Consider the following 25819-nt stretch of genomic DNA (forward strand, 5'->3'; position numbering starts at 1 on the left):
TCACCACCAACGACATCCGCCCCCCCCCACGCAGAAGCACCTCAGGGAAACCCCAGGACCATCGCCTGCCGGCCCAGAGGCTGGTCTACTGCGGGGAGTCCTGCTCCATGGTGCGGAGCAACGCGTGGGAGTCTGTGAGATTTGACAGCAGCATCCGCTTGGCAGCAGCAAGCAGCTCGACCGTGCCCGTGTCTCGGAGCGCGTAGTAAATAGTGTTGCCCTCGCGGCGAGTCACGACGACACCGGCGCGGCGCAGCACGCCGAGTTGTTGCGACAGGTTCGAGAGCTCGCAACCCAGGGCCTCGGCGAGGCTGCCGACCGAACTTTCACCGACCGCGAGTTGTTCTAAAACCTGAACGCGCAGCGGATGCCCGAGCGACTTGAACAGGTCGGCCTTCAGTTGGGCAGCGGGAAGACCTTGACTCAGCACAATCTGAGTATATCGTTAACTTGCGATTCTTTCAATTAGATCGAGGTCAGCTCAGTCGCTCGTCATGTCTCGCTCCCGCAGGCGCCGGAATCCCAAGGCGCCGATTGCGACGGCGAGCACGGTGATCACGATGATCGGCAGGGCCGAGAAGTCCTGCCCGACCAGCGGGATTGCGGTGAATGGGGTGTTGTCGACGACCCAGTCGGGGAGGGAGAAGATGTCCCCGAACATCGACACCACAGCAACGACGCCGTAGCTGCCCCACATGACGGCGTTTGCCGCGCGCGGGAACCACGCCGCGCAGAAGAGCGCGAAGGCAATCATCAACAGCACCGAGGGCCAGTAGGCCAGTGACGCCGCGGCGAAGCGACCGCCCTGCTGCGGGTCATCGATCGACGAGCCATAGCTGGCCCCGAGGGCAAAGCCACTCACAGCGAGGAGCAGGAGCGACGCGACGGCGGGCACGACCAGGCGCGACAGTGCCCAGCGAACCCGGGAAATCGATCGCGACCAGGCAAGCTCGGCGCGCCCCGTGCGCTCCTCGGTGCGGATGGTGTCCGAACTTTGCAGTGCGAACGCCACGATGAGCAACACGTTCATGATGACCAACAGGCCCAGCATTCCGTCCAGGATGTCCTCCTGTCCGCCCCGGAACACCTGGGCGATCGGGTTGTCGGAGGATAAAATATTGGCCATCGCCGTCGCGACGGTCCCGAAGAACACCGAACCGACAAGCAGACCCACGGTCCAACCGATGAGGGACGCGCGCTGAAGCCGCACGGTGAGTCCGACCGGGGTGCGGAGCAGGGCGCCTGCGGTGCGGGGGCCCCGCCGATCCGGCAGAATACCCGCCCCCAGGTCGCGTCGTCGCTCGAGCGCCAACGCGATGGCAACCAGAATCAACGCGAAGCCGGCGGACACGGCGAAGGGAGCCCAATAGTTTTCGGCGTAGGAGCGCATCTGCTGCCCCCAGCCGATCGGCGAAAGCCAGCTGAGGGGGCTCGTCATCTCTCCATCGGCCTGCAGGTCCGCCGCGGCACGGATGATGTAGGCGGCCGCGAGAACACTGGCCGCGAGTCCATTGGCCCCGCGGCTGGTCTGCGCGAGCTGACCCGTCACGGCGGCCACTCCCACGAAAACGAGGCCCACTCCCGTGAAGGAAGCCCCCATCACGAGAGCACCATCGACGGGCAGACCCTGTCCGATCGCGGCGATGGCGCATGTTACGCCGACCACTCCCGAGAAGACGCTGGCCGCGGTCCAATTCGCCATCGAGTACGCGTGGGAACCGAGCGCCCCGGCGCGCAGCAGTTCTGTGCGGCCTGATTCTTCTTCGGCGCGTCCATTGCGCGCAACGAAGAAGATGACGGCGAAGGCGAGGGCGACGGCGACGGTCATCCAGAGTTTGATGTTCAGAATGCCACCGAGCGTGCTCGCCGCGTATGGCAGCCCGGTGAGTGCCGCCACGGCGGGGGTATTGGCGATGCCGGCATAGGCGTCCCGGTCCGCCTGGGTGGGAAAGGCAACACGCTGGGACTGCACGACGAGAGCGATCATGCCGACGAGAGCGATGACCCAGATGAGCATCCGCAGCCAGTTTCGCTGCAGAAGGAAGCGCAGCATCATCCCGAAGCCGGCGTACACGTCGGAAATTCGTCCGCGCCGCGATGCGTGCGCCCCGGCCTCTCCGGACCGCTCGCGGACTGAGGGGGTTACGGTCGACATCATGTCACCTCGGCGTCGGCGAGGGCGCCGTCGTGCTGTGCGGCGTAGTGGCGTAGGAAGAGTTCTTCGAGCGACGGTGGGCTGGAGATGAGACCTCGCGGCGCGTGGGGTGCGAGCGCCGCCATCACGCGGGGCAGTGCGCTCTCGGTGACCGAAAAGGAGACGCGCTGTCCGACTGCGGCGAAATCGTGCACGCCGTCAACGGTCGAGATCACGGTCGGGTCGCCGTCGAGCGTCACGGTGATCGTCGAACGGTGCAGGTGGCGCAGCTCTGTCAGGGTGCCCGACTCCACCGTGCGGCCGGCGCGGATGATGGTCACCGTGTCGCAGAGCTTTTCGACCTCGGAGAAGATGTGACTGGACAGCAGAACCGATCTGCCCTCATCTTTGAGCTCGGTGATGCAGTTGGTGAAAACGCCTTCCATGAGGGGGTCGAGTCCGATCGTGGGCTCGTCCAGGATGAGCAGTTCGGCGTGGCTGGACAGCGCCGCAACGAGGGCGACTTTTTGGCGGTTGCCCTTCGAGTAGCTACGCGCCTTCTTGCTGGGGTCAAGTTCGAACAGTTGCAGGTACCGGTCGATGCGGGTGCGATCGAGGTCGCCTCGCAGGGCACCGAGAATATCGATGGCCTGCCCGCCGGTGAGATTCGGCCACAGGGTCACGTCCCCAGCGACGTAGGCCACTCGGCGGTGCAGTGCGACCGCGTCCCGCCACGGGTCGCCGCCGAGCAGGGTCGCGCTGCCGCCGTCGGCGCGGAGCAGCCCGAGCAGGATACGAATCGTGGTGGATTTGCCCGAACCGTTGGGGCCGAGGAAACCCGCCACGCTACCGGTGGCCACACGCAGGTCCAGTCCGGTGAGGGCGTGAACCGCACCAAAATTCTTCGTGAGTCCGCGCACATCAAGGGCCAGTTCGTCAGTCATGTCTGTTCCTCCCATCGGAGCCGAGGTTCTGCATCAGGATGCTGGAGTGGATTCGAGGGCCTCCCGCGTCGCCGCCAGCACGGTGTCGTCCGTGTACAGGCCGTGCGTGTAGAACTCCGCCGTCGGCAGGGCCACCCGACGCATGACGGCGGGCCCAATGCCCTGTCCCGCAAGTCCGAGCGACCGGGCCAGGTGGGAGGCCATCGTCACCATGCCCAGGCTCGTCATGGCCAGCACCGCCGCGAGTGCCCGCGGGTCAGATGACGTCAGGAGGGAACCGGAGGCCTCCCCCGCGCGCAGGAACTGCTCTGTCTCGTCGATAATCGCATCCACGATTCGCCGACCGGCCACCGAGTCCTCCGTTATGGCCCTGGATATGTATCCGAGATCACGGGCATACCGGGTGGAGTCGGCCAGGTACCCCTGAAGGACGGCACGCAGTCCCTCCGGACTACTCTCGTCCTGGGCCCGGCGAATTATCGTGCCCAGAACGTAATCGTCACAGGCCTCGCGCAGCCCCTCTTTGCTGCCGAAGTGGTGCATCACGAGACCCGCGCTCACTCCCGCGGTCGTTGCAATGGCTCGCACGCTGGCCTTGCGGAAGCCGTCCGTTGCGAAGTGATCAATCGCCGCGTCGCGGATCTTAGCGACGGCGGTGAGGTCTTCCGGCGGTGACACATGAGCTGAACGGATGTTTAACATTCTAAACATACGTTCAGCCCGGTGCAAGGGTGCGGTCAGCGGCGAAGCACCCGATCGTGCACGAGCGCGCCGACGTATCCGAGGGCGTTACCGAGCGCATTCGGATGGAAATTCACCGGCGCGAGCGGAGTCGCTGCAACGTAGTTGATGTACGGAATCCTCGAACCAATGCCGTGATTCGTGAACTCCTGCGTGACATCAACGAGCGTCACCCGAGAATCCCCCAGGCCAACCACTGCGGCCTGGATGGCGGCATTGAGACCGTCGGTGCCGGCGTTGACAATGTCCGCCAGAGGCAAGAGTCCCGGCTCAAAGAGGCGCGGGTAATTCAGAACCACAATTCGAGCCTGTGGAACGGCGGCGGCGATCCCGGCGTACGTGGCCGCAAGCTGAGGTGCCAGCGCTGCCAACTTGGAGGTACTGAGCGTCACGGCCGCCTGGCACAGCGCCGAAGCGGGATCCGGAGCGCAGGCAGCGAAGACCTCGTTCGATCCGGCGTCGATACCGCCGACCGTGACGGTCACGAGGTTCGTCGCGGCGCTGACCCCCACGAGCTGGCCCGGAATATCGACCAGCCGCGCGCCCGAGCAGGCGTTGTTCGCCACGAGGCGATACGCACTGACCGCAGCGACCATGGACGGATATGACGAGTATTGGCTCCTGAGGCACGGCCCCGACAGGTAGGGCGGCGCCCCCTGGCCGGCGGTGAAGGAATCACCGAGCGCCACATAGGACGCGGTGGTGTAACCGTGGCCGGAACCACGGTTCGCCTCGCCCGTATGGGCGAGCGCCGGCGACGCAGCGCCTCCCACAAGGACCCCGACCACGAGCAGGAAGATCGCAGCGAGGCGACCCGGGTGTCGCATTTGCGACGTCAGCCTTTCATGTGTAGTTGTCATGCGGGAACCGTACCCCCGCACGGCACGCACGACTACGGGCCAGGCGCATTAACGCACGCAAAAGGCCCGCCCTGCCGAAGCAGTGCGGGCCTTCCGTCTACCCGACCGACCTGGCGAGAGGTGATCGGGAGAACTCCAGGTGTGAACCTGGTTTGAGTCTAGCCTTCGGCCGGAGCGTCCGTGCCAGCGGCGGCCGCGTCGGCGGCCTCTTCGAGGACCGGAGCAAGCGACAGCTTGCCACGGTCATCGATCTTGGTGATCTCAACGAGCACCTTCTGGCCGACGCCGAGAACGTCTTCGACGTTCTCCACGCGCTTGCCACCAGCAAGCTTACGCACCTCGGAGATGTGCAGCAGACCATCCTTGCCTGGGAGCAGCGACACGAAGGCGCCGAAAGCGGCGATCTTCACGACAGTTCCGAGGAACTGCTCGCCAACCTCGGGGTTGGTCGGGTTCGCGATGGAGTTGACCATGGCGCGAGCCGCATCGGCCGACGGTCCGTCGACGGCGCCGATGTACACGGTGCCGTCTTCTTCGATCGAGATGTCAGCGCCGGTCTCGTCCTGGATCCCGTTAATCGTCTTGCCCTTCGGGCCGATCAGCTCGCCGATCTTGTCCACCGGGATCTGCACACTGATCACGCGGGGCGCGGTCGGTGCCATTTCGTCGGGAGCATCGATGGCGGCGTTGAGAACCGAGAGGATCGTCGCGCGGGCATCGCGGGCCTGGGTGAGGGCACCGGACAGGACCGACGCGGGAATGCCGTCGAGCTTGGTGTCGAGCTGGATCGCGGTAATGAAGTCACTCGTTCCGGCAACCTTGAAGTCCATGTCGCCGAGGGCGTCTTCGGCACCGAGAATGTCGGTCAGGGCCGCGTAGCGGGTCTGACCGTCAACGGTGTCGCTGATCAGGCCCATGGCGATACCGGCAACCGGTGCGCGCAGCGGCACTCCGGCGTTCAGCAGCGACAGGGTCGAGGCGCAGACAGAACCCATCGAGGTGGAACCGTTGGAGCTGAGCGCCTCGGAGACCTGACGGATGGCGTAGGGGAACTCCTCACGCGTGGGCAGCACGGGAACCAGGGCACGCTCAGCGAGCGCTCCGTGGCCGATCTCGCGGCGCTTCGGCGTTCCGACGCGGCCGGTTTCACCGGTCGAGTAGGGCGGGAAGTTGTAGTTGTGCATGTAGCGCTTCTTGGTGACCGGGTTGAGCGAGTCGATCGACTGCTCGAGCTTCAGCATGTTCAGCGTGGTCACGCCGAGGATCTGGGTCTCACCGCGCTGGAAGATGGCCGAGCCGTGAACGCGGGGAATGACCGCGACCTCGGCGTCGAGCGGACGAATGTCCGCCAGTCCGCGGCCGTCGATACGAATGCCCTCGTTGAGCACGCGCGAGCGAACCACGAGCTTGGTGACGGACTTGTACGCGGCGCTGACCTGGTTGTTTGCGCTCGCGTCGAGCTCGCCGGCCTCGACCTTGGCGGCGACAGCAGCCTTGACCGTGGCCTTGAGGGCGTCATCGGCGTTCTGGCGCTCAACCTTGTCGGCGATCGCGTAGACGCTCTTGAGCTCGTCGTAGGCGAGGGCAGCAACGGCGTCGTAGGTGGCCGTCTGGTAGGGCGGGAACAGCGCGAAGTCGGCGGTCGGCTTGGCCGCCTTGTCGGCGACTTCCTGCTGAGCGGCGACGAGCTGCTTGATGAAGGGCTTGGAAGCGTCGATGCCCTGGGCAACGACCTCTTCGTTCGGCGCGATGGCGCCGCCCTTGATCAGGTTCCAGGCACCGTCGGTCGCTTCGGCCTCGATCATCATGATCGCGACGTCCTGGGCACCGTTGGCATCCGTGACAACGCGGCCGGCGACGACCATGCTGAACACGGCGTCGGCGAGCTGCGAGTGCTTCGGGAAGGCGACCCACTGGCCGCCACCGTTCTCGTCGGGAACGAGGGCGACGCGAACGCCACCGATCGGACCGCTGAAGGGCAGACCGGCAAGCTGGGTCGACATGGACGCAGCGTTGATCGCGAGCACGTCGTACAGTTCGTCGGGCTCGATGGCCAGAACCGTGATGACAACCTGGATCTCGTTACGGAGACCGTCAACGAACGACGGACGCAGCGGCCGGTCGATCAGGCGGCAGGTGAGGATGGCGTCGGTCGAGGGACGACCTTCGCGGCGGAAGAAGCTGCCCGGGATGCGACCCGCGGCGTACATGCGCTCTTCAACGTCAATGGTGAGCGGGAAGAAGTCGAAGTTGTCCTTCGGCTGCTTGCTCACGCTCGTGGCGGAGAGAAGCATCGTCTCTTCGTCAATGTATGCGGCGGCAGATCCCTGCGCCTGCTGGGCAAGGCGCCCGGTTTCGAAACGGATGGTGCGCTTGCCGTACTTGCCGTTATCGATAACGGTTTCGGCGAACGTGATTTCTGGACCCTCCATGTGGGGGTTCTCTCCTTAGTGTTGCTTCTCGCCATGCTGGCGACGAAGGCTCGCGTGCCCGTGTGACAGGCGAGTTGGACCGGGAGCGGGATTCGCAGTTGTAGATTCTGCCGAAGCGCTCCCGTTGCAGGCCAATACAAAGATTGGCCTTTGCAACTCTAACAGACCCGTCAGAAACCGCCGGCAGGACTCAAACCCGGGTCGAGGGCTCGGTGAGTGCGGGCTCCGCGGTATCCGTCAGGAGAGACTCACCGCGGGCAGCGCGCTCGGCGGCGGCCACGAGGGAAGCGTGGGTGGGACCATCGGGCACGTTGGCCGGACGGTTCCTGGCGAACTCCTTGCGGAGAACGGGCACAACCTCTCCGCCGAGGATGTCGAGTTGTTCGAGCACGGTCTTCAGCGGCAGTCCGGCATGATCCATCAGGAACAGCTGGCGCTGGTAGTCCCCGAAGTGATCACGCATGGCGGCGTAGCGGTCGATGACCTGCTGGGGGCTACCGACGGTGAGCGGCGTCTGCTCGGTGAATTCTTCGAGGCTCGGGCCGTGGCCGTATACCGGCGCGTTGTCGAAGTACGGGCGGAATTCGTTGACGGCGTCCTGCGACTTCGTGCGCATGAAAGCCTGCCCGCCGAGGCCAACGATCGCCTCAGAGGCGAGCCCGTGACCGTAGTGCTCGAAGCGGGCACGGTAGTACCCGATGAGCTTCATGTAGTGCTCTTTGGGCCAGAAGATGTTGTTGGCAAAGAATCCGTCACCGTAGTAGGCGGCTTGTTCGGCAATTTCGGGGCTGCGGATGCTGCCGTGCCAGACGAAGGGGGCCACACCATCGAGCGGGCGCGGCGTGGACTGGAATCCCTGCAGCGGCGTGCGGAACTGACCTTCCCAGTCCACGTACTCCTCACGCCACAGGCGCCGGAGCAGCGCGTAGTTCTCAAGCGCGAGCGGGATCCCCTGGCGAATGTCCTGACCGAACCACGGGTACACGGGTCCCGTGTTTCCACGGCCGAGGGTGAGGTCGACCCGACCGCCGGAGAGGTGCTGGAGCATGGCGAAGTCTTCGGCAATTTTCACCGGGTCATTTGTGGTGATGAGCGTCGTCGCGGTCGAGAGAATGAGCTTCTCCGTCTTCGCGGCGATGTAGCCCAGCAGGGTCGTGGGCGACGACGGCACAAACGGCGGGTTGTGGTGCTCCCCGGAGGCGAAAACGTCGAGACCGACCTCTTCGGCCTTCTGGGCGATCGCAACCATGGCCGTGATTCTCGCGTGCTCGGTGGGCTCGTGGCCCGTCGTGGGGTCTACGGTCCTGTCACCCACCGTGAAAATTCCGAACTGCATGTCAGTCTCCAATGCACCATACGTCTGCATGTATGTTCCGCACAACGGCATCCGTCGCGGACTTATTCCCCGCCGGCGCCGCCGAAGACGGCTGCGCCTACTTCACGAGTTCTGTCTCCGGCTCGCTCACGACGAGCTTGTTGCCGTCCGCATCGAGACCGCGCGATTTGCGGCCCAGAACCGAGTGGCTGCGCCCGTAGAGGAAGTACACCGCAAGACCAAGGGCGAGCCAGACAGCGAATCGTACCCAGGTGAGCGTTGTGAGGTTGAGCATGAGCCAGCTGCACAGTACGGCCGAGAGGATCGGCAGGAACGGCGAGAACGGAACCTTGAACGCACGGGGCAGGTCCGGGCGCTTCTTGCGCAGCACGACCACCGCGATGCTCACGAGCACAAATGCCGACAGGGTTCCAATGTTGATCATTTCCTCGAGAACGCCAACGTTGGTGAGGCCGGCGATGAGGGCGACGGCAAGGCCGACGATGATCTGGAGGCGCGCCGGCGTGCGGCGTTTCTCCGAGGTGACGCTGAGTCCACGCGGCAGCAGTCCGTCGCGACTCATGGCGAAGAGCACACGGGAGAGGCCGAGGAGAAGCACCATGATGACGGTGGTGAGCCCGACAAGGATGCCGACGGAGATGATCTGCGCGGCCCACCCCGCGCCGACGGCGACGAACGCCGTGGCGAGCGAGGCGTTGGGGTCTTCGGCGAGAACCGTGTACGGAACCATTCCGGTGAGCACAAGGCTCACGCCGATGTAGAGCACGGTGACGATGCCGAGGCCGAGGAAGATGCCGCGTGGAAGCGTCTTCTGCGGGTTCTTGACCTCTTCGGCCGAGGTGGCCACGACGTCGAAGCCGATGAACGCGAAGAACACGAGCGATGCTCCGGCCAGCAGCCCGAACAGGCCGTACTGGGCTGGAGCCGCTCCCGTCATGAAGGAGAAGAGGGACTGCATCCACACGTCGCCCTCACCCGGCTTCGAGGGCACCGATTCGGGGATGAATGGCGTGTAGTTCTTGACGTTCACGAAGAACGCGCCGACCACGATCACGAAGAGAACGATGGCGACCTTGATGATCGTGAAGATGCTGGCCACACGAGCGGACAGCTGCGTGCCGAGCACGAGCAGGGTCGTGAAGATGGCGACGATCACGAAGGCGCCCCAGCTCACGTCGAGCCCGAGCACGTGGATCGTGGCGGGGATATCCCACCCGGCCAGTTCGAAGACGCTGCTCAGGTAGATGCCCCAGTACTTGGCGATCACGGCCGCGGCGGTGAGCATTTCGAGGATCAGGTCCCAGCCGATGATCCAGGCCAGAAGCTCGCCGAGGGTCGCGTAGGTGAAGGTGTACGCCGAGCCGGCGACCGGGACCGCAGAAGCGAATTCGGCGTAACACATGATGGCCAGGGCGCACGTAAATGCGGCCAGCAGGAAGGCGAGCGTCACGGAGGGACCAGCGTAGCTGCCGGCCGCCTTGGCCCCGACCGAGAAGATGCCGGCGCCGACCGCGACGGCGACACCCATGATCATCAGATCCCAGGTGCCCAACGTGCGTTTGAGGCTATGGCCCTTCTCAAGCGAGTCTGCAATGGAATCTTCAATACTCTTGGTGCGCCAGAGGCTCATCGTGTAATGCCGTTCGTTTCGTTGGGTGCGACCCATTCATGCTAAACCCTCGAAAAACGCGAAATCTCCGATGGATACACAGAACGGGCCGCCCCCGTGAAGGTGACGGCCCGTCTGTAAGAAGCTCGCGTTATCAACGCTGCATGAGCTACGGCTGATTCAGCCTTAGCGACGCAGGCCGAGGCTGCCGATAAGTGTGCGGTATCGCGAGATGTCGATATCGGACAGGTAACCGAGCAGTCGACGACGCTGACCAACCATGAGAAGCAGTCCACGACGTGAGTGGTGGTCGTGCTTGTGCTCTTTCAGGTGCTCCGTCAGGTCAAGAATGCGCTGCGTGAGCATGGCGATCTGAACTTCGGGGGACCCTGTGTCGCCTGGGTGGGTAGCGTACTTTTCGATGATCGCCTTCTTAGCATCGGCTTCGAGTGCCATAGATGGAATCCCCTTTCTCTCACTGCGCGGTGCCCAAGGCAGGATGCCTGGGCTCTCTTTGTCCGCGGCCGTTAAACGGCAACCTTGATACTTTAGCAGATCACCGAGACGCTCGACGGTCAGCGTCTCCGCCGGCGCCGCACGGAGGGGCTGTTCTGCGGAGGAACAACCCGGGACGAGGCGGGTTCGTTCCACGTTTTCACGATGGCCCACGCCACCGCAGCAATCGGCACGGACAGCACCGCGCCGACGATCCCGGCGAGAATGGTGCCCGCCGTCAACGCGAACAGGATCACGAGCGGATGCAGCTTCAGGTTCTGCGCCATGACCACGGGCTGGAGCAGGTTTCCTTCGAGCTGGTTGACGCCGATCACGATGATGATCACGATCAGGGCGATCAACGGGCCGTTGGCCACGAGCGCGACGAGGGCGGCGAGAACTCCGGCTGCGGTCGCGCCGATGAGGGGGATGAAAGCTCCGAGGAACACGATCACGGCCAGGGGCAACGCGAGGGGAACCTGGAGGATCGCGAGGCCGATGCCGATCGCGGACGCGTCGACGAGCGCCACGATGGCCGTGCCGCGCACGTAGCCGCCGAGAACACCGCGGGCCGTGACACCGATCCGGCGTCCACGCTCCAGCCGTGTTCCCTGGAAGGGAGCCAGGAAGAAGTTCCAGATGCGGTCGCCGTCTTTCAGGAAGAAGAACAGGATTACCAGGAGCAGCACGATGCCGGTGAGCAGTTCGGCGACAACGGATGCCCCGGCTAGGGCGCCCGTTCCAAACTGGCTGCTCGTCACAAAATCTACGGCCGTGGCGCGCAGGTCTTCAATCTGCTGCTCATCAATGTGGATGGGTCCCTGAAGGAGGAACACCTGCAACGTATCGAGGCCCTCAGCGGCCGAGGTGAACAGTTTGTCCCACTGGTCTCGAACGGCGAACACGATCAGGGTGATGATTCCGCCCAACGCCGCGATGCTCGCGAGCAACGTGATCCACGTGGCCAGGGCTGATGGTATTCCCCGACGGCGAAGCCAGGCGACGACCGGGGTCAGCGCCGAGGCAAGGATCACTGCGATGAGCACGGGAATGACGACAAGCTTGATTTGCACGAGTCCGAAGATGACCGCGGCGGTGAGGGTGATCACGAGCAGTATCTGCCCGCTGCGCAGCCCGAGCCAGCCGAGTCGGTCGTTCATAAGCGTGCGGGCAGGCGTCGGGGTGGGGGCGTCGTGTTGTCGCATGTGCTCAGCCTAGGGAATCCCGGGTCGGGGCAACACGCGGCTCACCGCAGCGAGGCGCCTGCCCCAGGGACGCGAGGCCGGTGGCCACGCTGTCGAGCACCTCGCGATCGCCGGCGTAGATGCCCTCTTCGCGCGGCCAATGGCTCAGAACATCGGTGAAGCCGAGCTCGGTGGCGCGGCCCACCGCCGTCTCGAAGGCCGACTCGCTCTGCAACGAATAGCTGCCACCGCTGTCCAGGTTGAGGTAGCGATCGATACTGGCCGGTTCACGTCCCGCCTCGTGTGCCGCATCGTCAAGGCGCCAGGCGAGGTCACGCACGCTCGACCACCACGCCTCACCGTCGAGGCCGTCCTTGCCGGTCGTCACCCAGCCATCACCGAGGCGACTGGCCAGGCGGATGCCTTTGGGTCCGTTCGCCGCGACCACCAGCGGCACTCGCGGGAGCTGGGCGGGGACGCCAACCATTCGCGCGTGTACAGCGGTGAACCATTCACCGTTGAAGCTGAGCCCCTCGGCTGCCGGCGCCTCGTGGCGCAGAAGCACGTCCAGATCCGTTACGAATTCCGCGAACCGCTCATGGCGCTGCCGCGGCGTCAGCTCCGGCTGGCCCAACGTGAAGGCGTCGAAGCCGTTACCGCCCGATCCGACACCGAGCACGAACCGCCCGTCCGAGATGTCGTCCACCGTGGCTATCTCCTTGGCGAACGGCACGGGATGCCGAAAATTGGGCGAGGACACGAAGGTTCCCAGCCGAATGCGTGACGTGACGGTTGCCGCCGCCGTGAGGGTGGGCATGGTCGCGTGCCAGGCCTCGTCGGCGAGGGAACGCCAGGAGAGGTGGTCGTAGGTCCAGGCATGGTCGAAGCCGTAGTCCTCGGCAGCCACCCACTTCTCTCGGGCGGACCGCCACCGGTCCTGCGGGAGAATGATAATTCCAAAGCGCATCTCTTGAGTCTATGGACGCTGGTGAGCGCCTTCGCCCAGTGACCGGCTCGTGGCGAGACCTTATTGACCGCGTGCAGGCCGCAACTGACCGCACGAACAAAGCACCCCCACGGCCGGGGCCACGGGGGTGCTTCTGAGGTCAATCAGCTGCTGCGAGTCAGGAATCCCTGGGCTTGCGCCCCCAGCCGCGGCGGCGGCGAACTCCCTCGTCGGTCATGGCTGCCTCGATATGACCGTCAACATGGTCACCGAAGTGATCATCAAAGTTCTCTTCCAGGTGTGCGGTGACGGTCTTGCCAATCCGGCGGGCGAGTTCTTCGCGGCGCTGACGACGTTCCGCGCTGACGAGGATTTCGTGCTCCGCCCGTAACGCCTGGAAGGTGGCGATACACATTCCGATCATCACGACGCTCACGGGTATGGCCGTGAGGATGGCACCGGTCTGCAGAGCGGCGAGTCCGCCGGCCAGCAGCAGGGCGATCGCGACGAGGCCACCGAGGGAGGCCCACATGATGCGACTCCACTTCGGTGGGTTCGTGTCGCCACCGGACGCGAGCATGTCGATCACGAGCGACCCGGAATCCGCGGATGTGATGAAGAAGATCGCAATGATGGTCACGGCGAGCACGGACAGCACCCCACCCATCGGCAGGCCGCTCAGGAAGTTGAAGAGCACGTTCTCGGGAACAATGCCGACCTCCGGGTCGAACAGTCCTCCCCCGTCGCCGTCCCACGCCTGCTTGATGGCGCTTCCGCCCATGACCGCGAACCAGACGAACGTCACGAAGGTCGGAACCAACAGCACCCCGGCGATGAACTCGCGCACGGTACGTCCACGGGAGATTCGCGCGATGAAGACACCGACGAACGGGGCCCACGAGATCCACCAACCCCAGTAGAAGACCGTCCAGGCGCCCTGCCAGTCGAGACCGGTCTGGCCCGTGAAAGAGCTGGTATCGAATGTGATTCCGACGACGTTCTGGAAGTAGTTACCGATCGATTCCACGATCACGCGAAGCAGGTAGAGGGTGGGACCAAGCAGGAGAACGGCCACGAGCAGGAGAGCGGCCATGCCGAGGTTGAGGTTGGAGAGCCATTTGATGCCCTTGCCGACGCCGCTCACGACCGAGACCGTGGCGATGGCAGTAATCGCGAGAATGAGGATCACGAGCGTCGTATTGGTCACCTCGCCGACAACGCCCAGGTGGCTGAGACCGGCTGCGATCTGCTTGACGCCGAGCCCGAGCGATGTGGCGACACCGAACAGGGTTCCCACGATGGCGATGACGTCGATGGCGTCACCGAGACGACCACGCACCCGATCGCCGAGCAGCGGCTCGAGCGCCCAGCGGATGGACACCGGCCGCCCCTTGCGGTGGATCGAGTAGGCCAGGCCAAGTCCGACGACGGCGTAGATGGCCCAGGCGTGGAATCCCCAGTGCAGGAATGTCTGGTTCATCGCCGCAGCGGCGAGTTCCGGCGGCGAACCGCTGACTCCCGGCTTCGGGTTGGTGAAGAACGTGAGTGGCTCTGACATGCCCCAGAAGACCAGGCCGATGCCCATGCCGGCGGCAAAGAGCATAGAGAACCAGCTCAGGAGGCCGAACTCGGGCTTGTCATCGTCCGTGCCGAGCTTGATGTCACCGAATCGGCTGACGCCCATCCACACCGCAAAGACCACGAAGGCCGCGACGAGAATGACGTAGTACGGGCCGAGTCCGGCCACCACCCAGCCTTGCAGGGTGGCGAGGGTGGCTCCGGTTCGTACCGGAAAGCCGATGGCGATAACGACGACCAGAAGAATAATGCCGAGTGCCGGGTAGAAAACCCGGGGTGCCGGCACAACGAAACGTTTCTCTCTGACGTCCTTCCCGAGTTCGACGGGACGGGTTTGGGTTGGTGCGCTCACTATTGGACTTCCTCATTGGGGGGGGGCTGAACCCGGTGTGCCGGTTGGATCCCCGAGGTTGTCGGTTGCCGTTGTGCACCCGTTATCTTACAACAGGACCTACCCTCGAACTGGGGGCAGGGGTCGTGGGCAACATTTTCAGGTGAGATGGCGGTCTCGGCCACATCGTCTCCCATCCGCTCCCCCCACGTGCCACGATGAGTCATGGACATCGACGACGTCAAAGAAATCCGAATCCTCACCGAAACCGAATGCTGGGATGCGTTGCTCTCGGCCAGCCTCGGCCGCCTCGCGGTCAGTGTCGGGGGAATTCCCGATATCTTCCCCGTGAACTTCGTCGCCGCCGACCGGCGTCTCCTGTTTCGCACGGCCGAGGGCACGAAGCTGCTCGAACTCACCGTAAACAACCGGGTGGCCTTTGAAACCGACGGCCTGGGTAAAGACGAAGCGTGGAGCATCGTCGTGAAGGGCACCGCGAGCATTCTCGAGAAGCAGTCAGAGATCGACGCTGCCGATCAGCTGCCGCTGCACCCGCTGATCCCGACGCTCAAGTACATCTACGTGGAAATCGCCCCCACCGAGATGCACGGGCGTCGGTTTGAACTCGGCCCTGAGCCCGACCGCTACTAGCCCGCAGCGCGCTGCACCACCCCGGGCTCAGCGGGGTTCGGTGCGAGCCATCGAGGCGAGGACGGCCGACGCATAGGCATCCGCTGCCTCGTTGGCAGTGAAGTGCGTCTGCTCCTCGCCCAGCCCGGCAACGACAAGGTACCGGGCATCGGACGTGCGCTCCAGCGCCCGGAAGGCCCGGCCGAGCATCTCGCGCAGTTGGTCTTCACGGGGTAACCAGAGCGCGTTCTCCAGCGCGAGGGAATCAAGCGCCCACTCCGTGGTGCCGTTGAAACCGAGGATTGTTCCCGTGTCGAATTCGTGCGGCTCGATGGCCATGGCGCTCACGGTGAAAACGTCGTAGTCGAAGCCGGGCTGTTCGATGCGAAACGCGTCACCGGAAGCCGGTCGCCAAATGAGGCCTGCCGTCAGGAGCGCCCGGGCGTTGGCGGTGGAGATCATGCAACATTATGCACACGGCAGTACCGCTCCGCGACAGGGCTGAACAGAAAGATCCCACGAGAGGGAACACGTGACCTGCGCGGTCACGCTGACGGTGCCGGTGAATCCGGGAAGTCGCACGGGCCCGCTCGTGGCGCTGCCGGCCAGGCTCGTCGGTGTGGCCAGGCGCGACGTGATCGTCGTGCGAGGCCACACCTCACGCATCAGGCACGTGCGGCTTGATCGGTCCTAGCTGACATCGGTCCTAGCTGACACCGAGAAGATCGATCACGAAGATCAGGGTCTGGCCGGAGAGCCGGTGACCGGAACCCGCAGGTCCATAGGCCAGATGCGCGGGGACGACGAGCTTGCGACGGCCGCCGACCTTCATTCCGGGGATTCCCTGCTGCCATCCAGCGATGAGCGAACGCAGCGGGAAGTTGATCGACTGGCCGCGGTTCCACGACGAGTCGAACTCGTCGCCGGAGGCGAATTCGACGCCAAGATAGTGAACGTCAACGGTCGCGCCGGGCGTCGCCTCCGCACCGTCTCCAACAACGATGTCCTCGATTTCAAGCTGTTCGGGCTCTGCGCCCTCCGGGAAGTCGATTTCGGGTTTTGAATTCAAATCAGTCATTCCTCCATCCAACCGGATGCGGCCGAACTTCACCTAGTTCAGAATTCATCCTTGCGCGAACGCCGATGAAGATGCACGATATATATACACAAACTCGTCGCATCGGTAGAGTCGTCGGCATCGCCACACCACCGAAGCGACGAGTTTTTGTTGCCGGGCGCATCACCTGCCGCCACCTCACGAAGCCGCGAACATTGTGCCCGGATTAAGGATGCCCAGCGGGTCGAAAACGGCTTTGAGCCGGCGTTGAAGGTCAAAGCTCGTGTCGCCGAGTTCGTCCCGGAGCCACCGACGCTTGAGTACCCCCACGCCGTGTTCGCCGGTCAGGGTGCCACCGAGCATCAGGGCGGCTCGAAACATCTCGTCGGCCGCCGCCCAGATGTTATCGGGCACGATCGCGGCGCCCTCGGCGCCCGACGGGTCGGCGGGGATCACGAAGTTCGGGTGCAGATTCCCGTCACCCGCGTGAGCAACCACGGGAATGGCGATTCCGGTGCGGGCGCTGATCTCCGCGATCACGTCAAACATCTCCTTCATCCGGGAACGAGGGACAGAGACATCTTCGATCAGCACGGTGCCGTGCTGCTCAAGCGCAGGGTGCATGGCCCGGCGAATGGCGAGCAGTCGATCTCCGGACTCCTGATCGCTGGATACCCGCACCTCCCCGCGTTCGTCGCGCATCACTGCGGCTACCCGCTCGGCCTCGATGGCGGCACCCTCACCATCCGTCTGCACGAGCAGGAACGCGCCGCGTCCGAGCGGAAGCCCGGCTGAGCGTTCCGGTCCCAGGTACCGCCCGACAATGGCGAGGGCCACCGGGTCAATGAGCTCCATCACAGCGGGTCGCAAACGCTCAGCGGTGATGCGGGCGGATGCGGCGGCGGCGGCCGCAACGTCGGGGAAAACCGCCGCGACGGTGACCGTGTCTCCCAGCGGAACGGCCCGAACGCGCACGGTCGCCTCAACAATGACCCCGAGCGTGCCTTCCGAGCCGGTGAGCAGCGCGGTCAGGTCGTAGCCGGTGACGCCCTTCACCGTTCGGTGCCCCGTGTGTAGCAGTGTGCCGTCGGCCAGCACCACCGTCAGAGCGAGTACCGCCTCGCGGGTCACCCCGTACTTTGCGCACAGCAGGCCTCCCGCGTTCGTCGCAATATTCCCCCCGACGGTCGAGATGGCCTTGCTGGCCGGATCGGGGGCGAACCATAGCCCGTGCTCGGCGAGCGCGTCGTTCAGGTGCTGGTTGATCACTCCGGGTTCGACGACCGCGAGTTCGTCCTGCGGGCGAATCTCCAGAATGCGGTTCATGCCGGCGAGGCTCAGCACGAGGGAGCCATCGGTGCCACAGGCTCCCCCGGCCAGGCCGGTGCCCGCGCCGCGGGTGATCACGGGCACCCGAAACTCGGACGCGAGGCGCAGTGCGCACTGCACGTGTTCCACGGTTGTGGCGTTCACGACGGCCAGCGGTGCGCCGTCGGCGGTCCACCCGGACTTGTCCGTGCGACTGGCCGCCAGATCTGCCGCCTCCACGCTGACGATCGCACCGAGCTCGGCCTGAAGACGTGCCACTAGAGTCATGAGCCCACCCTACCGAGCGGCGTTTGTGATGTCTGTTTTCCGCTACCGCGCCGCGGGTGAACGTGGCACGCTGAAGAGGTGAGCACGACTCGAACCCCACGCGCCGCGGCGGGCCCCGGCCCCGGCGACCCCGTTTTTGCGCAGCGGTACCGGGCCGTGTGTTCCCGCGATCAACGATTCGACGGCCAGTTCATCACCGGCGTGCACTCCACGGGTATCTACTGCCGCCCGAGCTGTCCCGCCGCGACCCCCAATCCCGGCAATGTGTCGTTCTTCCTCACGGCGGCGGCCGCGCATGAGGCCGGTCTGCGAGCCTGCAAACGCTGCCTGCCCGACGCCGTGCCCGGCTCCCCCGCGTGGAATATGCGGGATGACCTGGCCGCGCGAGCCATGCGGCTCATTGGCGACGGCGCCATTGAACGCGACGGCGTTCCCGGGCTCGCCGGGCAGCTGGGCTACACACCCCGGCATCTCACCCGGGTGCTGGTGTCCGAGCTCGGCGCGGGACCGCTGGCCCTCGCCCGCGCCCATCGCGCCCAGACGGCGCGCATTCTCCTGATCAACACCACCCTCTCGATGACGGATGTGGCGTTTACTGCTGGTTTCGGAAGCGTTCGCCAGTTCAACGAGACGATTGCTGCCGTCTACGAACGCACGCCCTCCGCGCTGCGCCAGTCGACATCGCGCGAGCGGAACCCGGACCGGGGCGACAGCGACGCCCACGGTACGACGATCACCCTGCAACTACCGGCCAGGGCGCCGTTCGATGGTCGTGGCCTGCTGCGGTTTCTCGGCGTGCGCGCCATTGCGGGCGTTGAAACGGCCACCGCCCAGCGTTATGCCCGCACGGTCCGGCTGCCCCACGGTCCGGCCACCGTTGAACTCTCCCTCGCCGGTACTGCTGCCGCTCCCGTCGTGACCTGTGCGGCCACACTGAACACCCTGGCCGACCTGGCCCCGCTCGTCGGTCGGGTGCGCCGGCTCCTCGATCTTGACGCCGACTCCGCCGCCATCGACCTCGCGCTTCGCGCCGACCCGCAACTCGAGCCGAGCGTGCGGGTGACGCCCGGCATCCGTGTTCCCGGCACTTTGGATCCCGAGGAGACCCTGTTTCGTGCTCTCATCGGCCAGCAGGTGTCCGTGGCTGCGGCCCGCACGGCGTTGACACGCCTCACGCACGCGCTCGGTGACACCCTCGCCGCACCCGACGGCGGCTTCTCTACTGACGGAGCGCCGACGCTCCTCTTTCCCACGAGCGCCCGCATCGCCGCGGAGGGACGCGACGTTCTCCGCGGTCCCGCCGTGCGCATCAACACGATCGTGCGCGTCGCCGCAGACCTCGAGCGTGGCGACCTCGTGCTGTCCTACGGTGACACCCGCACCGAGCTTGAGGCCAAGCTCACGGCGCTGCCGGGGATCGGCCCGTGGACGGCCGGCTACGTCGCACTGCGGGTGCTCGGGACCCCCGACATCCTGCTCACGAGTGACCTCGCCATCCGGCAGGGCGCGAGCCGTCTCGGGCTCCCCGGCGAGCGACGAGCCCTCGCCGTTCGGGGTCGCGAGTGGGCCCCCTGGCGCAGCTATGCCGGCATGCACTTGTGGCGTGCGGCCAGCGCCCCCGTCGGAATCCTCTAACGAACACCCGCGCGCGTTGTCGCTCTTCCACAGCCCGGATGCCCCGGGTGCCGGTAGCCTGTATAGGTGAAGTTTGCGCATCTAAGAGTTGACGGCCAGTCCACACCGAGGTTGGCGGTGACCTTTGGCGACGAGGCACTGTTCCTTGACGAGATCATGGAAGACGCCCCCCGCGACCTGCAAGACCTGCTGGAAAAGGGCGAGCATGAGGTTGATCGCGTGCGCGCGGTCAGCCTGAACGCCGTATCCGCGGGCGTGTCCTTGACCCCGATCGACGGGCTGCGGCACTCGTCGGCGGTATTGCGCCCCCCGCAGATCATCGCCATCGGGGCAAACTACGCCGCTCACTCCTCCGAGCTGAGCCTGCGCCTTGAGACGTCGGCCACGATCTTCTCCCTCTGGCCCAACTCACTCACCGGTCACGAGTCCACAATCACCTGGCCCGCTGACCTCACCTCACAGGTCGACTACGAGGCGGAACTCGGTGTGGTCATTGGCCGTGCCGCTCGCAACGTGTCCGTGCAGGACGCCCTCGACTACGTGTTCGGCTACACGATCGTCAACGACATCACCGCGCGCGACCTGCAGTTCTCCGAGGCGCAATGGTCCCGCTGCAAGTCCTTCGATGGCTTCACCCCAACGGGTCCCATCGTCGTGACGGCCGACGAGATCGGTGATCCGCAGAATGTGTGGCTCAGCACGCACGTTGACGGCCGCCTCCTGCAGGATGCTTCGAGCGGTGACATGGTGCGCACGGTCGCCCAGATCATCTCCTACCTCTCGCAAACATCGACGCTGATGCCCGGAACCCTCATCTCGACCGGCAGCCCCGGCGGCGCCGGTTACAGCCGCAAACCCCAGGTCTTTCTCAAGGACGGCTCCACGGTCACGATCTCCATCGACAAGCTCGGTTTTCTCACCACGCACTGCCGCACCAGCTAACGGTTCCGGCGCGACCGCCCCGTCCGGCGCAGTAACTGCAGCGAATGGGGCGGTCCCCTGAAGCCCGCTTGCCCGCGAAGCACGTGTTCGGCGCCGGGCAGCTCCGCTACCCGGCGCCGGTATGACGCGAGCTAGCCTTTCGGCTCGTCCCGGCCGTCGAGGGCGAGGATTTGCTCTTCGACGTCACCGCCGTAGCCTTCCTTCTGGGGGTCGCCGTGCAGCCCACCGGAGATCGCGTACTCCTCCTCGGGCGAGAGCACGAGGCGCTTGCGTCCGTACACCGCGAAGATGACGAGCATGACGATGTAGACCACGGCGATCGCGGCAATGGCCGGCCGGGCCGGTTCATTGATGAAGAACCCGAAGAAGATCGCGAGCGAGAGGACACCGCCGATGATCGCGCCGGGAACGCCCCACGGGCTCCGGTACGGCCGGTTCGCGTTCGGGAACTTCTTCCTCAGGATCAGGAACGAGACCATCTGCAGCACGTAGGCGATCACCGCACCCCAAACAGCGATGTTCAGCACGATCGCGCCCGCCACGCCACCTGCCCCGCCGAGGGAGTCCACGAGCACGAGCGCCACGAATCCGATGACGGCACCGACCAGCAGGGCGACCGCGGGGGTCTGGCGCTTGCCGGTGAGCGAGAGGAACTTCGGGTAGTAGCCGGCCCGCGAGAGCGAGTACATGTTGCGCCCGTAGGCGAACATGATCCCCTGCAGCGACGCGAGCAGCCCGATCAGGGCGAACAGGGCCAGCGCGGCCGCGGCCTGGTCCCCGACGATGGCGCGGAAGCCATCGAGGAGGGGTTCGCCAGACTCTGCGGTCTTGGATGCGCCGACGATGCCCGTGTTCAGGAACAGCACCAGGAGACCCGTGATGATCAGTGTTGTGCGGGCGATCAGCCCGGCCTTGGGGATGTCACGGACGGGGTTGTGCGCCTCTTCCGCGGCGAGCGGGAGTTCCTCGATGCCGAGGAAGAACCACATCGCGTAGGGAAGCGCGAACAGGATCGGGATCACGCCGTGCGGCAGGAATGACGACTGGCCGGGATCCGGAGCGATGTCGAAGAGGTTGTCCCAGCTGAACAGCCCGGAGAGTGCCGCCATTGCCGAGAAGACGAGCAGGATGGCGATCGAGAGTATGGCCACGATGATGGCGAATTTGAATGAGATGGCGGCGCCGGCGGAGTTGAGTCCGATGAACACGACGTACAGGATCGCCCACCAGACCGGGGCCGGCAGCGAGACGCCCAGCAGCTCGCTGGTGATGCCATCCGCATAGGCCGCCGAGAAGTACACGATGACCGCCGTGGTGGCGACGTATTCGATCGTCTCGGCCAGGCCGGTGACGAAACCGCCCCACGGCCCCATTGCCGCTCGGGCGAAGGAATAGGCGCCGCCCGTGTGCGGCATGGCCGAGGCCATCTCGCCGATGCTGAAGCATCATGCCGTAGTACATGACGATCAGCAGGGCAAAGGCGATCAGCATTCCACCGAAGCCGGCGAAGCCGATGCCGAAGTTCCAGCCGGAGAAGTCCCCCGAAATGACCGCCGCCACGGCGAGGCCCCAGAGGCCCCAGATCCCGGCGGTGCGTTTGAGGGTGCGCTTCTCGAAATACCCCGCCTCAGCCGTGGTGTATTTCACCCCGGAGACGTTCAGCGTGTCTTTGGACATCCTGTTTCCTTTGCGCTCTGGTTGCGCGCGCCGACGGGTCGAACACACAACACTGTGAGAATCCTTGGGGCGACAATACGGGAATCAATGGTTGTTGACGAGACATAAGCGATATCTTTTTTCCCATGCCACGGGAATAATTCTGGCCGAGCTCCACATCATCTGTGATCTAATGGTTGAAAAGTGCACCATTTGACTGGCTCAATGAGGAGAAGTTCATGACACACCGCTCTGGCAACCTGACGCTCGATGAATTGACCGCAGACGTCGCCACGGGCGCAATAGACACGGTCCTCGTGGCCTTCACTGACATGCAGGGGCGCCTCGTGGGCAAACGCCTCTCGGCGAGGCTCTTCCTTGAGGATGCGGCCGCTCACGGTGCGGAGTGCTGCAACTATCTGCTCGCCGTCGACGTGGACATGACCACGGTTGACGGCTATGCCATGTCGAGCTGGTCGCACGGATACGGCGACATGGTCATGCTCCCCGACCTGGCCACCCTGCGCCGCGCGCCGTGGCTTCCGGGCACCGCCCTCGTCACCGCCGACCTCCACCGGCACGACGAGTCACCCGTCGCGCCCTCCCCGCGCCAGATCCTCAAGGCCCAGCTCGAACGGCTCGCCGAACGCGGCCTGGACACCTTCGTCGCCACCGAGCTTGAATTCATCGTCTTCGATGACGGCTACCGGGAGGCCTGGAAGAAGGGCTACCGTGGGCTGTCCACGGCGAGCGACTACAACATCGACTACAACGTGCTGGCTTCGACCCGGATGGAGCCGCTCCTCCGCGACATCCGCAATGGAATGGATGGTGCCGGAATGTACTGCGAGGGCGTCAAGGGCGAGTGCAACCTCGGCCAGCAGGAGATCGGATTCCGGTACGCATCCGCACTGGACACCTGCGACAACCACTCGATTTACAAGAACGGTGCAAAGGAAATCGCCGAAGCGCACGGCAAGAGCATCACCTTCATGGCGAAGTACAACGAGAAGGAAGGCAACAGCTGCCACATCCACATCAGCCTCCGTGGAACCGATGGCACTGCGGTGTTCGCTGACAAGGACGCAGAGCACGGCATGTCGAAGATGTTCCGCCATTTCATCGCCGGCCAGCTCGCCGTGATGCGTGAGCTGACCCTCTTCTCTGCACCGAACATCAACTCATACAAGCGTTACGTGCCGGGGAGTTTCGCCCCGACGGCGCTGGCCTGGGGCCTGGACAACCGCACCTGCGCACTGCGCGTGGTTGGCCAGGGGCTGGGCATGCGCGTCGAGAACCGCGTGCCGGGCGGCGACGTCAACCAGTACCTGGCGGTCAGCGCCCTCATCGCGGCCGGTCTCTACGGAATCGACAACGAGCTCGAGCTCGAGGACGCCTACGAGGGCAACGCCTACACCAGCGACGTCGCCCGTGTTCCGGGCACACTGCGCGAATCCGCGGAGCTGTTCGCGGCATCGACGTTCGCCCGTGAGGCGTTCGGCGACGAAGTGGTCGACCACTACCTCAACAACGCCGCCATCGAAGTGGCCGCCTACGACTCGGCCGTGACCGACTGGGAGAAGGTGCGTGGCTTTGAGCGCCTCTGATCGGCCCGTTATCGGCCTGACCACGTACCTCGAACGGGCACAGACCGGCGTCTGGGATGTTCCGGCCGCGTTCCTCCCCCAGGCATACTTCGAGGCCGTCACGAGGGCAGGTGGCATCGCGGTGCTGCTGCCGCCCCAGCCGGTCAGCCCCGAGATCGCGAGCCGCGTGCTTCAGGGCCTCGACGGATTGATCATTACCGGCGGCAAGGATCTCGACCCGGCGCGCTATGGACAGGAGGCTCACCCGGCCACGGACGAGCCCCGGCGCGACCGCGACGCGTGGGAAGACGAACTTCTCCGCCAGGCGATCGACCATGACCTTCCGTTCCTCGGCATCTGCCGGGGCGCACAGGTGCTCAACGTTGCCCTCGGCGGCAGCCTGCACCAGCACCTGCCTGACGTTATCGGTCACACCACCTACCAGGCCGGCGGCGGCATCTTCAATCGCGTGACGGTCGAAGTCGAGGTGGAGTCGCGGCTTCAGGTGATGCTCGGTGGCCGGCCGGAACCCCTGGCCGTGCCGGTGTACCACCACCAGTCCATCGACCGCATCGCCGAGGGACTCGTTGTCTCGGCGCGCACGAGTGACGGTGTGATCCAGGCCGTCGAGCTGCCGACGGTTGCCTTCGGGGTGGCCGTGCAGTGGCATCCGGAGGAAGCACCGGAGGACATCCGGCTGTTCGAGGGCCTTGTGGACGCGGCCCGAAACTACCGAAAGGCACGCGCGTGAGCACGTATACCGTCATCAACCCCGCGAATGAGACCGAGATCGGCGTTGTCAACCTGCTCGACGTCGACGCAACGGACGAGGCTATCGCCCGGGCCGCCGTCGCACAAAAGGCCTGGGCGCTGGTTTCCCCCGCAGACAAGGCGCTGCTGCTGCGTCGTTTCGCGCAGACCGTGGACGGAGACCTCGAAAACCTCGCCGGACTGGAGGTTCGCAACTCCGGCCATCCGATCTCGCAGGCCCGGTGGGAGGCCGGCCACGTTCGCGACGTTCTCAACTACTACTCGGCGGCGCCCGAGCGGATGTTCGGCCAGCAGATTCCCGTGGCGGGCGGTCTCAACGTGACCTTCCATGAGCCCCTCGGCGTCGTCGGCGTCATCACTCCGTGGAACTTCCCGATGACCATCGCGGCCTGGGGCTTCGCCCCGGCCCTCGCCGCAGGCAACGCCGTGCTGCTCAAGCCCGCCGAGTGGACTCCACTGACCAGCATCCGCCTGGGCGAGCTGGCACTCGACGCCGGACTGCCGGAGGGCCTGTTCCAGGTCTTGCCCGGCAGGGGGTCCGTCGTGGGCGAACGATTCGTCACCCATCCCACCGTGCGCAAGATCGTGTTCACCGGGTCGACTGCCGTGGGCAAGAAAATCATGGCCGGATGCGCCGACCAGGTCAAGCGCGTCACGCTGGAACTCGGCGGCAAGAGCGCCAACATCGTCTTCGCTGACGCCGACCTTGAGAAGGCGGCCGCAGCGGCGCCCTATGGGGTATTCGAGAACGCCGGCCAGGACTGCTGCGCCCGCAGCCGCATCCTGGTTGAACGCAGCGCCTACGACCGGTTCATGGAACTTCTCGAACCCGCCGTCGCCGGCGTGCGCGTGGGCGACCCCGCCGACGAAGCGACCGAGATGGGTCCGCTCGTCTCGGCGAAACACCTGTCGTCGGTTCGGTCGTATGTTCCGGCCGACGCGCCGGTCGCATTCAGGGGAACCGCACCGACGGGACCGGGCTATTGGTTCGCGCCAACCGTGCTGACCCCCCAATCGCGCAAGGATCGCACGGTCACCGATGAGATCTTCGGACCCGTCGTCACCGTGCTCCCCTTCGATGACGAAGCCGATGCGATGCAGCTGGCCAATGACTCCGATTATGGCCTGTCCGGCTCCATCTGGACGAGGGACGTCGGCCGGGCCATCCGGGTGGCCCGCACCGTTGAGGCAGGCAACCTGTCGGTCAACTCGCACTCGTCCGTGCGCTACTCCACACCGTTCGGCGGGTTCAAACAATCGGGCCTCGGCCGCGAGCTCGGCCCGGACGCCCCCCTTCACTTCACCGAGACAAAGAATGTTTTCATTGCCGTCGACTAACCAGCCCTCCCCTTCCCA

At 65.1% G+C, this 25819-nt stretch carries 23 protein-coding genes and 1 pseudogene; 8 read left to right on the forward strand and 16 right to left on the reverse strand.

Annotation, left to right across the window (positions count from 1 at the left end; translation table 11 throughout):
- Window positions 1-85: 85 nt before the first annotated feature.
- The 12 genes from EDD25_RS03580 to EDD25_RS03635 all read right to left on the reverse strand — a co-directional run bounded on the left by EDD25_RS03580 (window position 86) and on the right by EDD25_RS03635 (window position 14611).
- A complete protein-coding gene (locus tag EDD25_RS03580; protein WP_241986359.1) occupies window positions 86-430 on the reverse strand; it encodes an ArsR/SmtB family transcription factor in 345 nt (114 codons plus the stop codon).
- 51 nt (window positions 431-481) lie between these two features.
- The gene (locus tag EDD25_RS03585; RefSeq protein ID WP_134172063.1) at window positions 482-2158 is read right to left on the reverse strand and encodes an ABC transporter permease; all 1677 of its coding nucleotides are present in this window, start codon (window positions 2156-2158) and stop codon (window positions 482-484) included.
- Window positions 2155-3078 carry an ABC transporter ATP-binding protein gene (locus EDD25_RS03590; RefSeq protein WP_134172064.1) on the reverse strand — a complete coding sequence of 308 codons (924 nt, stop codon included), beginning with the start codon at window positions 3076-3078 and terminating at the stop codon, window positions 2155-2157. Before EDD25_RS03590 ends, EDD25_RS03585 begins: the two co-directional genes overlap by 4 nt.
- Window positions 3079-3111: 33 nt before the next feature.
- Window positions 3112-3780 carry a TetR/AcrR family transcriptional regulator gene (locus EDD25_RS03595; RefSeq protein ID WP_166671188.1) on the reverse strand — a complete coding sequence of 223 codons (669 nt, stop codon included), beginning with the start codon at window positions 3778-3780 and terminating at the stop codon, window positions 3112-3114.
- 35 nt (window positions 3781-3815) lie between these two features.
- Complete coding sequence (locus EDD25_RS03600; protein WP_134172066.1) at window positions 3816-4679, reverse strand: GDSL-type esterase/lipase family protein; 864 nt, start codon at window positions 4677-4679, stop codon at window positions 3816-3818.
- A gap of 158 nt (window positions 4680-4837) precedes the next feature.
- The gene (locus EDD25_RS03605; RefSeq protein ID WP_134172067.1) at window positions 4838-7111 is read right to left on the reverse strand and encodes a polyribonucleotide nucleotidyltransferase; all 2274 of its coding nucleotides are present in this window, start codon (window positions 7109-7111) and stop codon (window positions 4838-4840) included.
- A 190-nt stretch (window positions 7112-7301) separates the two neighbouring features.
- Window positions 7302-8447 carry an LLM class flavin-dependent oxidoreductase gene (locus EDD25_RS03610; protein WP_134172068.1) on the reverse strand — a complete coding sequence of 382 codons (1146 nt, stop codon included), beginning with the start codon at window positions 8445-8447 and terminating at the stop codon, window positions 7302-7304.
- 97 nt (window positions 8448-8544) lie between these two features.
- On the reverse strand, window positions 8545-10077 hold the full coding sequence (locus EDD25_RS03615; RefSeq protein WP_134175109.1) for an amino acid permease: 1533 nt from the start codon (window positions 10075-10077) through the stop codon (window positions 8545-8547).
- A 165-nt stretch (window positions 10078-10242) separates the two neighbouring features.
- On the reverse strand, window positions 10243-10512 hold the full coding sequence (rpsO, locus tag EDD25_RS03620) for a 30S ribosomal protein S15 (RefSeq protein ID WP_134172069.1): 270 nt from the start codon (window positions 10510-10512) through the stop codon (window positions 10243-10245).
- 119 nt (window positions 10513-10631) lie between these two features.
- A complete protein-coding gene (locus EDD25_RS03625) occupies window positions 10632-11756 on the reverse strand; it encodes an AI-2E family transporter (protein WP_134172070.1) in 1125 nt (374 codons plus the stop codon).
- 4 nt (window positions 11757-11760) lie between these two features.
- A complete protein-coding gene (locus tag EDD25_RS03630) occupies window positions 11761-12702 on the reverse strand; it encodes an LLM class flavin-dependent oxidoreductase (RefSeq protein ID WP_134172071.1) in 942 nt (313 codons plus the stop codon).
- A 157-nt stretch (window positions 12703-12859) separates the two neighbouring features.
- Window positions 12860-14611 carry a BCCT family transporter gene (locus EDD25_RS03635; protein ID WP_241986358.1) on the reverse strand — a complete coding sequence of 584 codons (1752 nt, stop codon included), beginning with the start codon at window positions 14609-14611 and terminating at the stop codon, window positions 12860-12862.
- A 204-nt stretch (window positions 14612-14815) separates the two neighbouring features.
- On the opposite strand from EDD25_RS03635, the gene EDD25_RS03640 reads away from it, so the two are divergent.
- A complete protein-coding gene (locus EDD25_RS03640; protein ID WP_134172073.1) occupies window positions 14816-15241 on the forward strand; it encodes a pyridoxamine 5'-phosphate oxidase family protein in 426 nt (141 codons plus the stop codon).
- Between the two features lie 27 nt (window positions 15242-15268).
- On the opposite strand, the gene EDD25_RS03645 is transcribed toward EDD25_RS03640, so the two are convergent.
- Window positions 15269-15682, reverse strand: a complete 414-nt coding sequence (locus tag EDD25_RS03645; RefSeq protein WP_134172074.1) for a hypothetical protein — start codon at window positions 15680-15682, stop codon at window positions 15269-15271.
- 70 nt (window positions 15683-15752) lie between these two features.
- Between EDD25_RS03645 and EDD25_RS03650 the strand changes: the two genes are divergently transcribed.
- A complete protein-coding gene (locus EDD25_RS03650) occupies window positions 15753-15914 on the forward strand; it encodes a DUF167 domain-containing protein (protein ID WP_134172075.1) in 162 nt (53 codons plus the stop codon).
- Window positions 15915-15926: 12 nt separating this feature from the next.
- Here the strand turns inward: EDD25_RS03650 and EDD25_RS03655 are convergent, their stop codons facing one another.
- Both EDD25_RS03655 and EDD25_RS03660 read right to left on the reverse strand, forming a co-directional pair.
- Entirely contained in the window at window positions 15927-16298 is a 372-nt protein-coding gene (locus tag EDD25_RS03655) for an FKBP-type peptidyl-prolyl cis-trans isomerase (RefSeq protein ID WP_134172076.1), read from the reverse strand.
- Window positions 16299-16475: 177 nt separating this feature from the next.
- Window positions 16476-17873 (reverse strand): FAD-binding oxidoreductase, encoded by a 1398-nt coding sequence (locus EDD25_RS03660; protein ID WP_134172077.1) that lies wholly within the window; start codon window positions 17871-17873, stop codon window positions 16476-16478.
- A gap of 78 nt (window positions 17874-17951) precedes the next feature.
- Between EDD25_RS03660 and EDD25_RS03665 the strand changes: the two genes are divergently transcribed.
- Together EDD25_RS03665 and EDD25_RS03670 are read left to right on the forward strand one after the other, a co-directional pair.
- Window positions 17952-19508, forward strand: coding sequence for a DNA-3-methyladenine glycosylase 2 family protein (locus EDD25_RS03665; protein WP_134172078.1), 1557 nt, complete (start codon window positions 17952-17954; stop codon window positions 19506-19508).
- Between the two features lie 66 nt (window positions 19509-19574).
- Window positions 19575-20450 (forward strand): fumarylacetoacetate hydrolase family protein, encoded by an 876-nt coding sequence (locus EDD25_RS03670; protein ID WP_241986357.1) that lies wholly within the window; start codon window positions 19575-19577, stop codon window positions 20448-20450.
- A 131-nt stretch (window positions 20451-20581) separates the two neighbouring features.
- Here EDD25_RS03670 and EDD25_RS03675 read toward each other — a convergent pair.
- Window positions 20582-21941, reverse strand: a pseudogene (locus tag EDD25_RS03675) (amino acid permease).
- Here EDD25_RS03675 and EDD25_RS18420 point away from each other — a divergent pair.
- The 4 genes from EDD25_RS18420 (at window position 21910) to EDD25_RS03690 (ending at window position 25801) form a co-directional block, all read left to right on the forward strand.
- On the forward strand, window positions 21910-22185 hold the full coding sequence (locus tag EDD25_RS18420; RefSeq protein ID WP_241986367.1) for a hypothetical protein: 276 nt from the start codon (window positions 21910-21912) through the stop codon (window positions 22183-22185). The pseudogene EDD25_RS03675 and the gene EDD25_RS18420 sit on opposite strands and share 32 nt — an antisense overlap.
- A 160-nt stretch (window positions 22186-22345) precedes the next feature.
- Window positions 22346-23713 carry a glutamine synthetase family protein gene (locus tag EDD25_RS03680; protein WP_134172079.1) on the forward strand — a complete coding sequence of 456 codons (1368 nt, stop codon included), beginning with the start codon at window positions 22346-22348 and terminating at the stop codon, window positions 23711-23713.
- Window positions 23700-24443, forward strand: a complete 744-nt coding sequence (locus EDD25_RS03685) for a gamma-glutamyl-gamma-aminobutyrate hydrolase family protein (RefSeq protein ID WP_198418852.1) — start codon at window positions 23700-23702, stop codon at window positions 24441-24443. The genes EDD25_RS03680 and EDD25_RS03685 overlap by 14 nt, the downstream gene beginning before the upstream one ends.
- Window positions 24440-25801, forward strand: coding sequence for an aldehyde dehydrogenase family protein (locus EDD25_RS03690; protein ID WP_134172080.1), 1362 nt, complete (start codon window positions 24440-24442; stop codon window positions 25799-25801). Before EDD25_RS03685 ends, EDD25_RS03690 begins: the two co-directional genes overlap by 4 nt.
- Window positions 25802-25819 lie beyond the last annotated feature (18 nt).

This window comes from Cryobacterium psychrophilum, assembly GCF_004365915.1.
GTDB classification, from domain to species: Bacteria; Actinomycetota; Actinomycetes; order Actinomycetales; family Microbacteriaceae; genus Cryobacterium; species Cryobacterium psychrophilum.

Bases quoted from the DNA above. Each gene is read 5' to 3' on its own strand.
- EDD25_RS03585 (WP_134172063.1), bottom strand. From the start codon at position 2,158: ATGATGTCGACCGTAACCCCCTCAGTCCGCGAGCGGTCCGGAGAGGCC.
- EDD25_RS03590 (WP_134172064.1), bottom strand. From the start codon at position 3,078: ATGACTGACGAACTGGCCCTTGATGTGCGCGGACTCACGAAGAATTTT.
- EDD25_RS03595 (WP_166671188.1), bottom strand. From the start codon at position 3,780: ATGTTAAACATCCGTTCAGCTCATGTGTCACCGCCGGAAGACCTCACC.
- EDD25_RS03600 (WP_134172066.1), bottom strand. From the start codon at position 4,679: ATGACAACTACACATGAAAGGCTGACGTCGCAAATGCGACACCCGGGT.
- EDD25_RS03605 (WP_134172067.1), bottom strand. From the start codon at position 7,111: ATGGAGGGTCCAGAAATCACGTTCGCCGAAACCGTTATCGATAACGGC.
- EDD25_RS03610 (WP_134172068.1), bottom strand. From the start codon at position 8,447: ATGCAGTTCGGAATTTTCACGGTGGGTGACAGGACCGTAGACCCCACG.
- EDD25_RS03615 (WP_134175109.1), bottom strand. From the start codon at position 10,077: ATGAGCCTCTGGCGCACCAAGAGTATTGAAGATTCCATTGCAGACTCG.
- rpsO (WP_134172069.1), bottom strand. From the start codon at position 10,512: ATGGCACTCGAAGCCGATGCTAAGAAGGCGATCATCGAAAAGTACGCT.
- EDD25_RS03625 (WP_134172070.1), bottom strand. From the start codon at position 11,756: ATGCGACAACACGACGCCCCCACCCCGACGCCTGCCCGCACGCTTATG.
- EDD25_RS03630 (WP_134172071.1), bottom strand. From the start codon at position 12,702: ATGCGCTTTGGAATTATCATTCTCCCGCAGGACCGGTGGCGGTCCGCC.
- EDD25_RS03640 (WP_134172073.1), top strand. From the start codon at position 14,816: ATGGACATCGACGACGTCAAAGAAATCCGAATCCTCACCGAAACCGAA.
- EDD25_RS03645 (WP_134172074.1), bottom strand. From the start codon at position 15,682: ATGATCTCCACCGCCAACGCCCGGGCGCTCCTGACGGCAGGCCTCATT.
- EDD25_RS03655 (WP_134172076.1), bottom strand. From the start codon at position 16,298: ATGACTGATTTGAATTCAAAACCCGAAATCGACTTCCCGGAGGGCGCA.
- EDD25_RS03660 (WP_134172077.1), bottom strand. From the start codon at position 17,873: ATGACTCTAGTGGCACGTCTTCAGGCCGAGCTCGGTGCGATCGTCAGC.
- EDD25_RS18420 (WP_241986367.1), top strand. From the start codon at position 21,910: ATGACGATCAGCAGGGCAAAGGCGATCAGCATTCCACCGAAGCCGGCG.
- EDD25_RS03680 (WP_134172079.1), top strand. From the start codon at position 22,346: ATGACACACCGCTCTGGCAACCTGACGCTCGATGAATTGACCGCAGAC.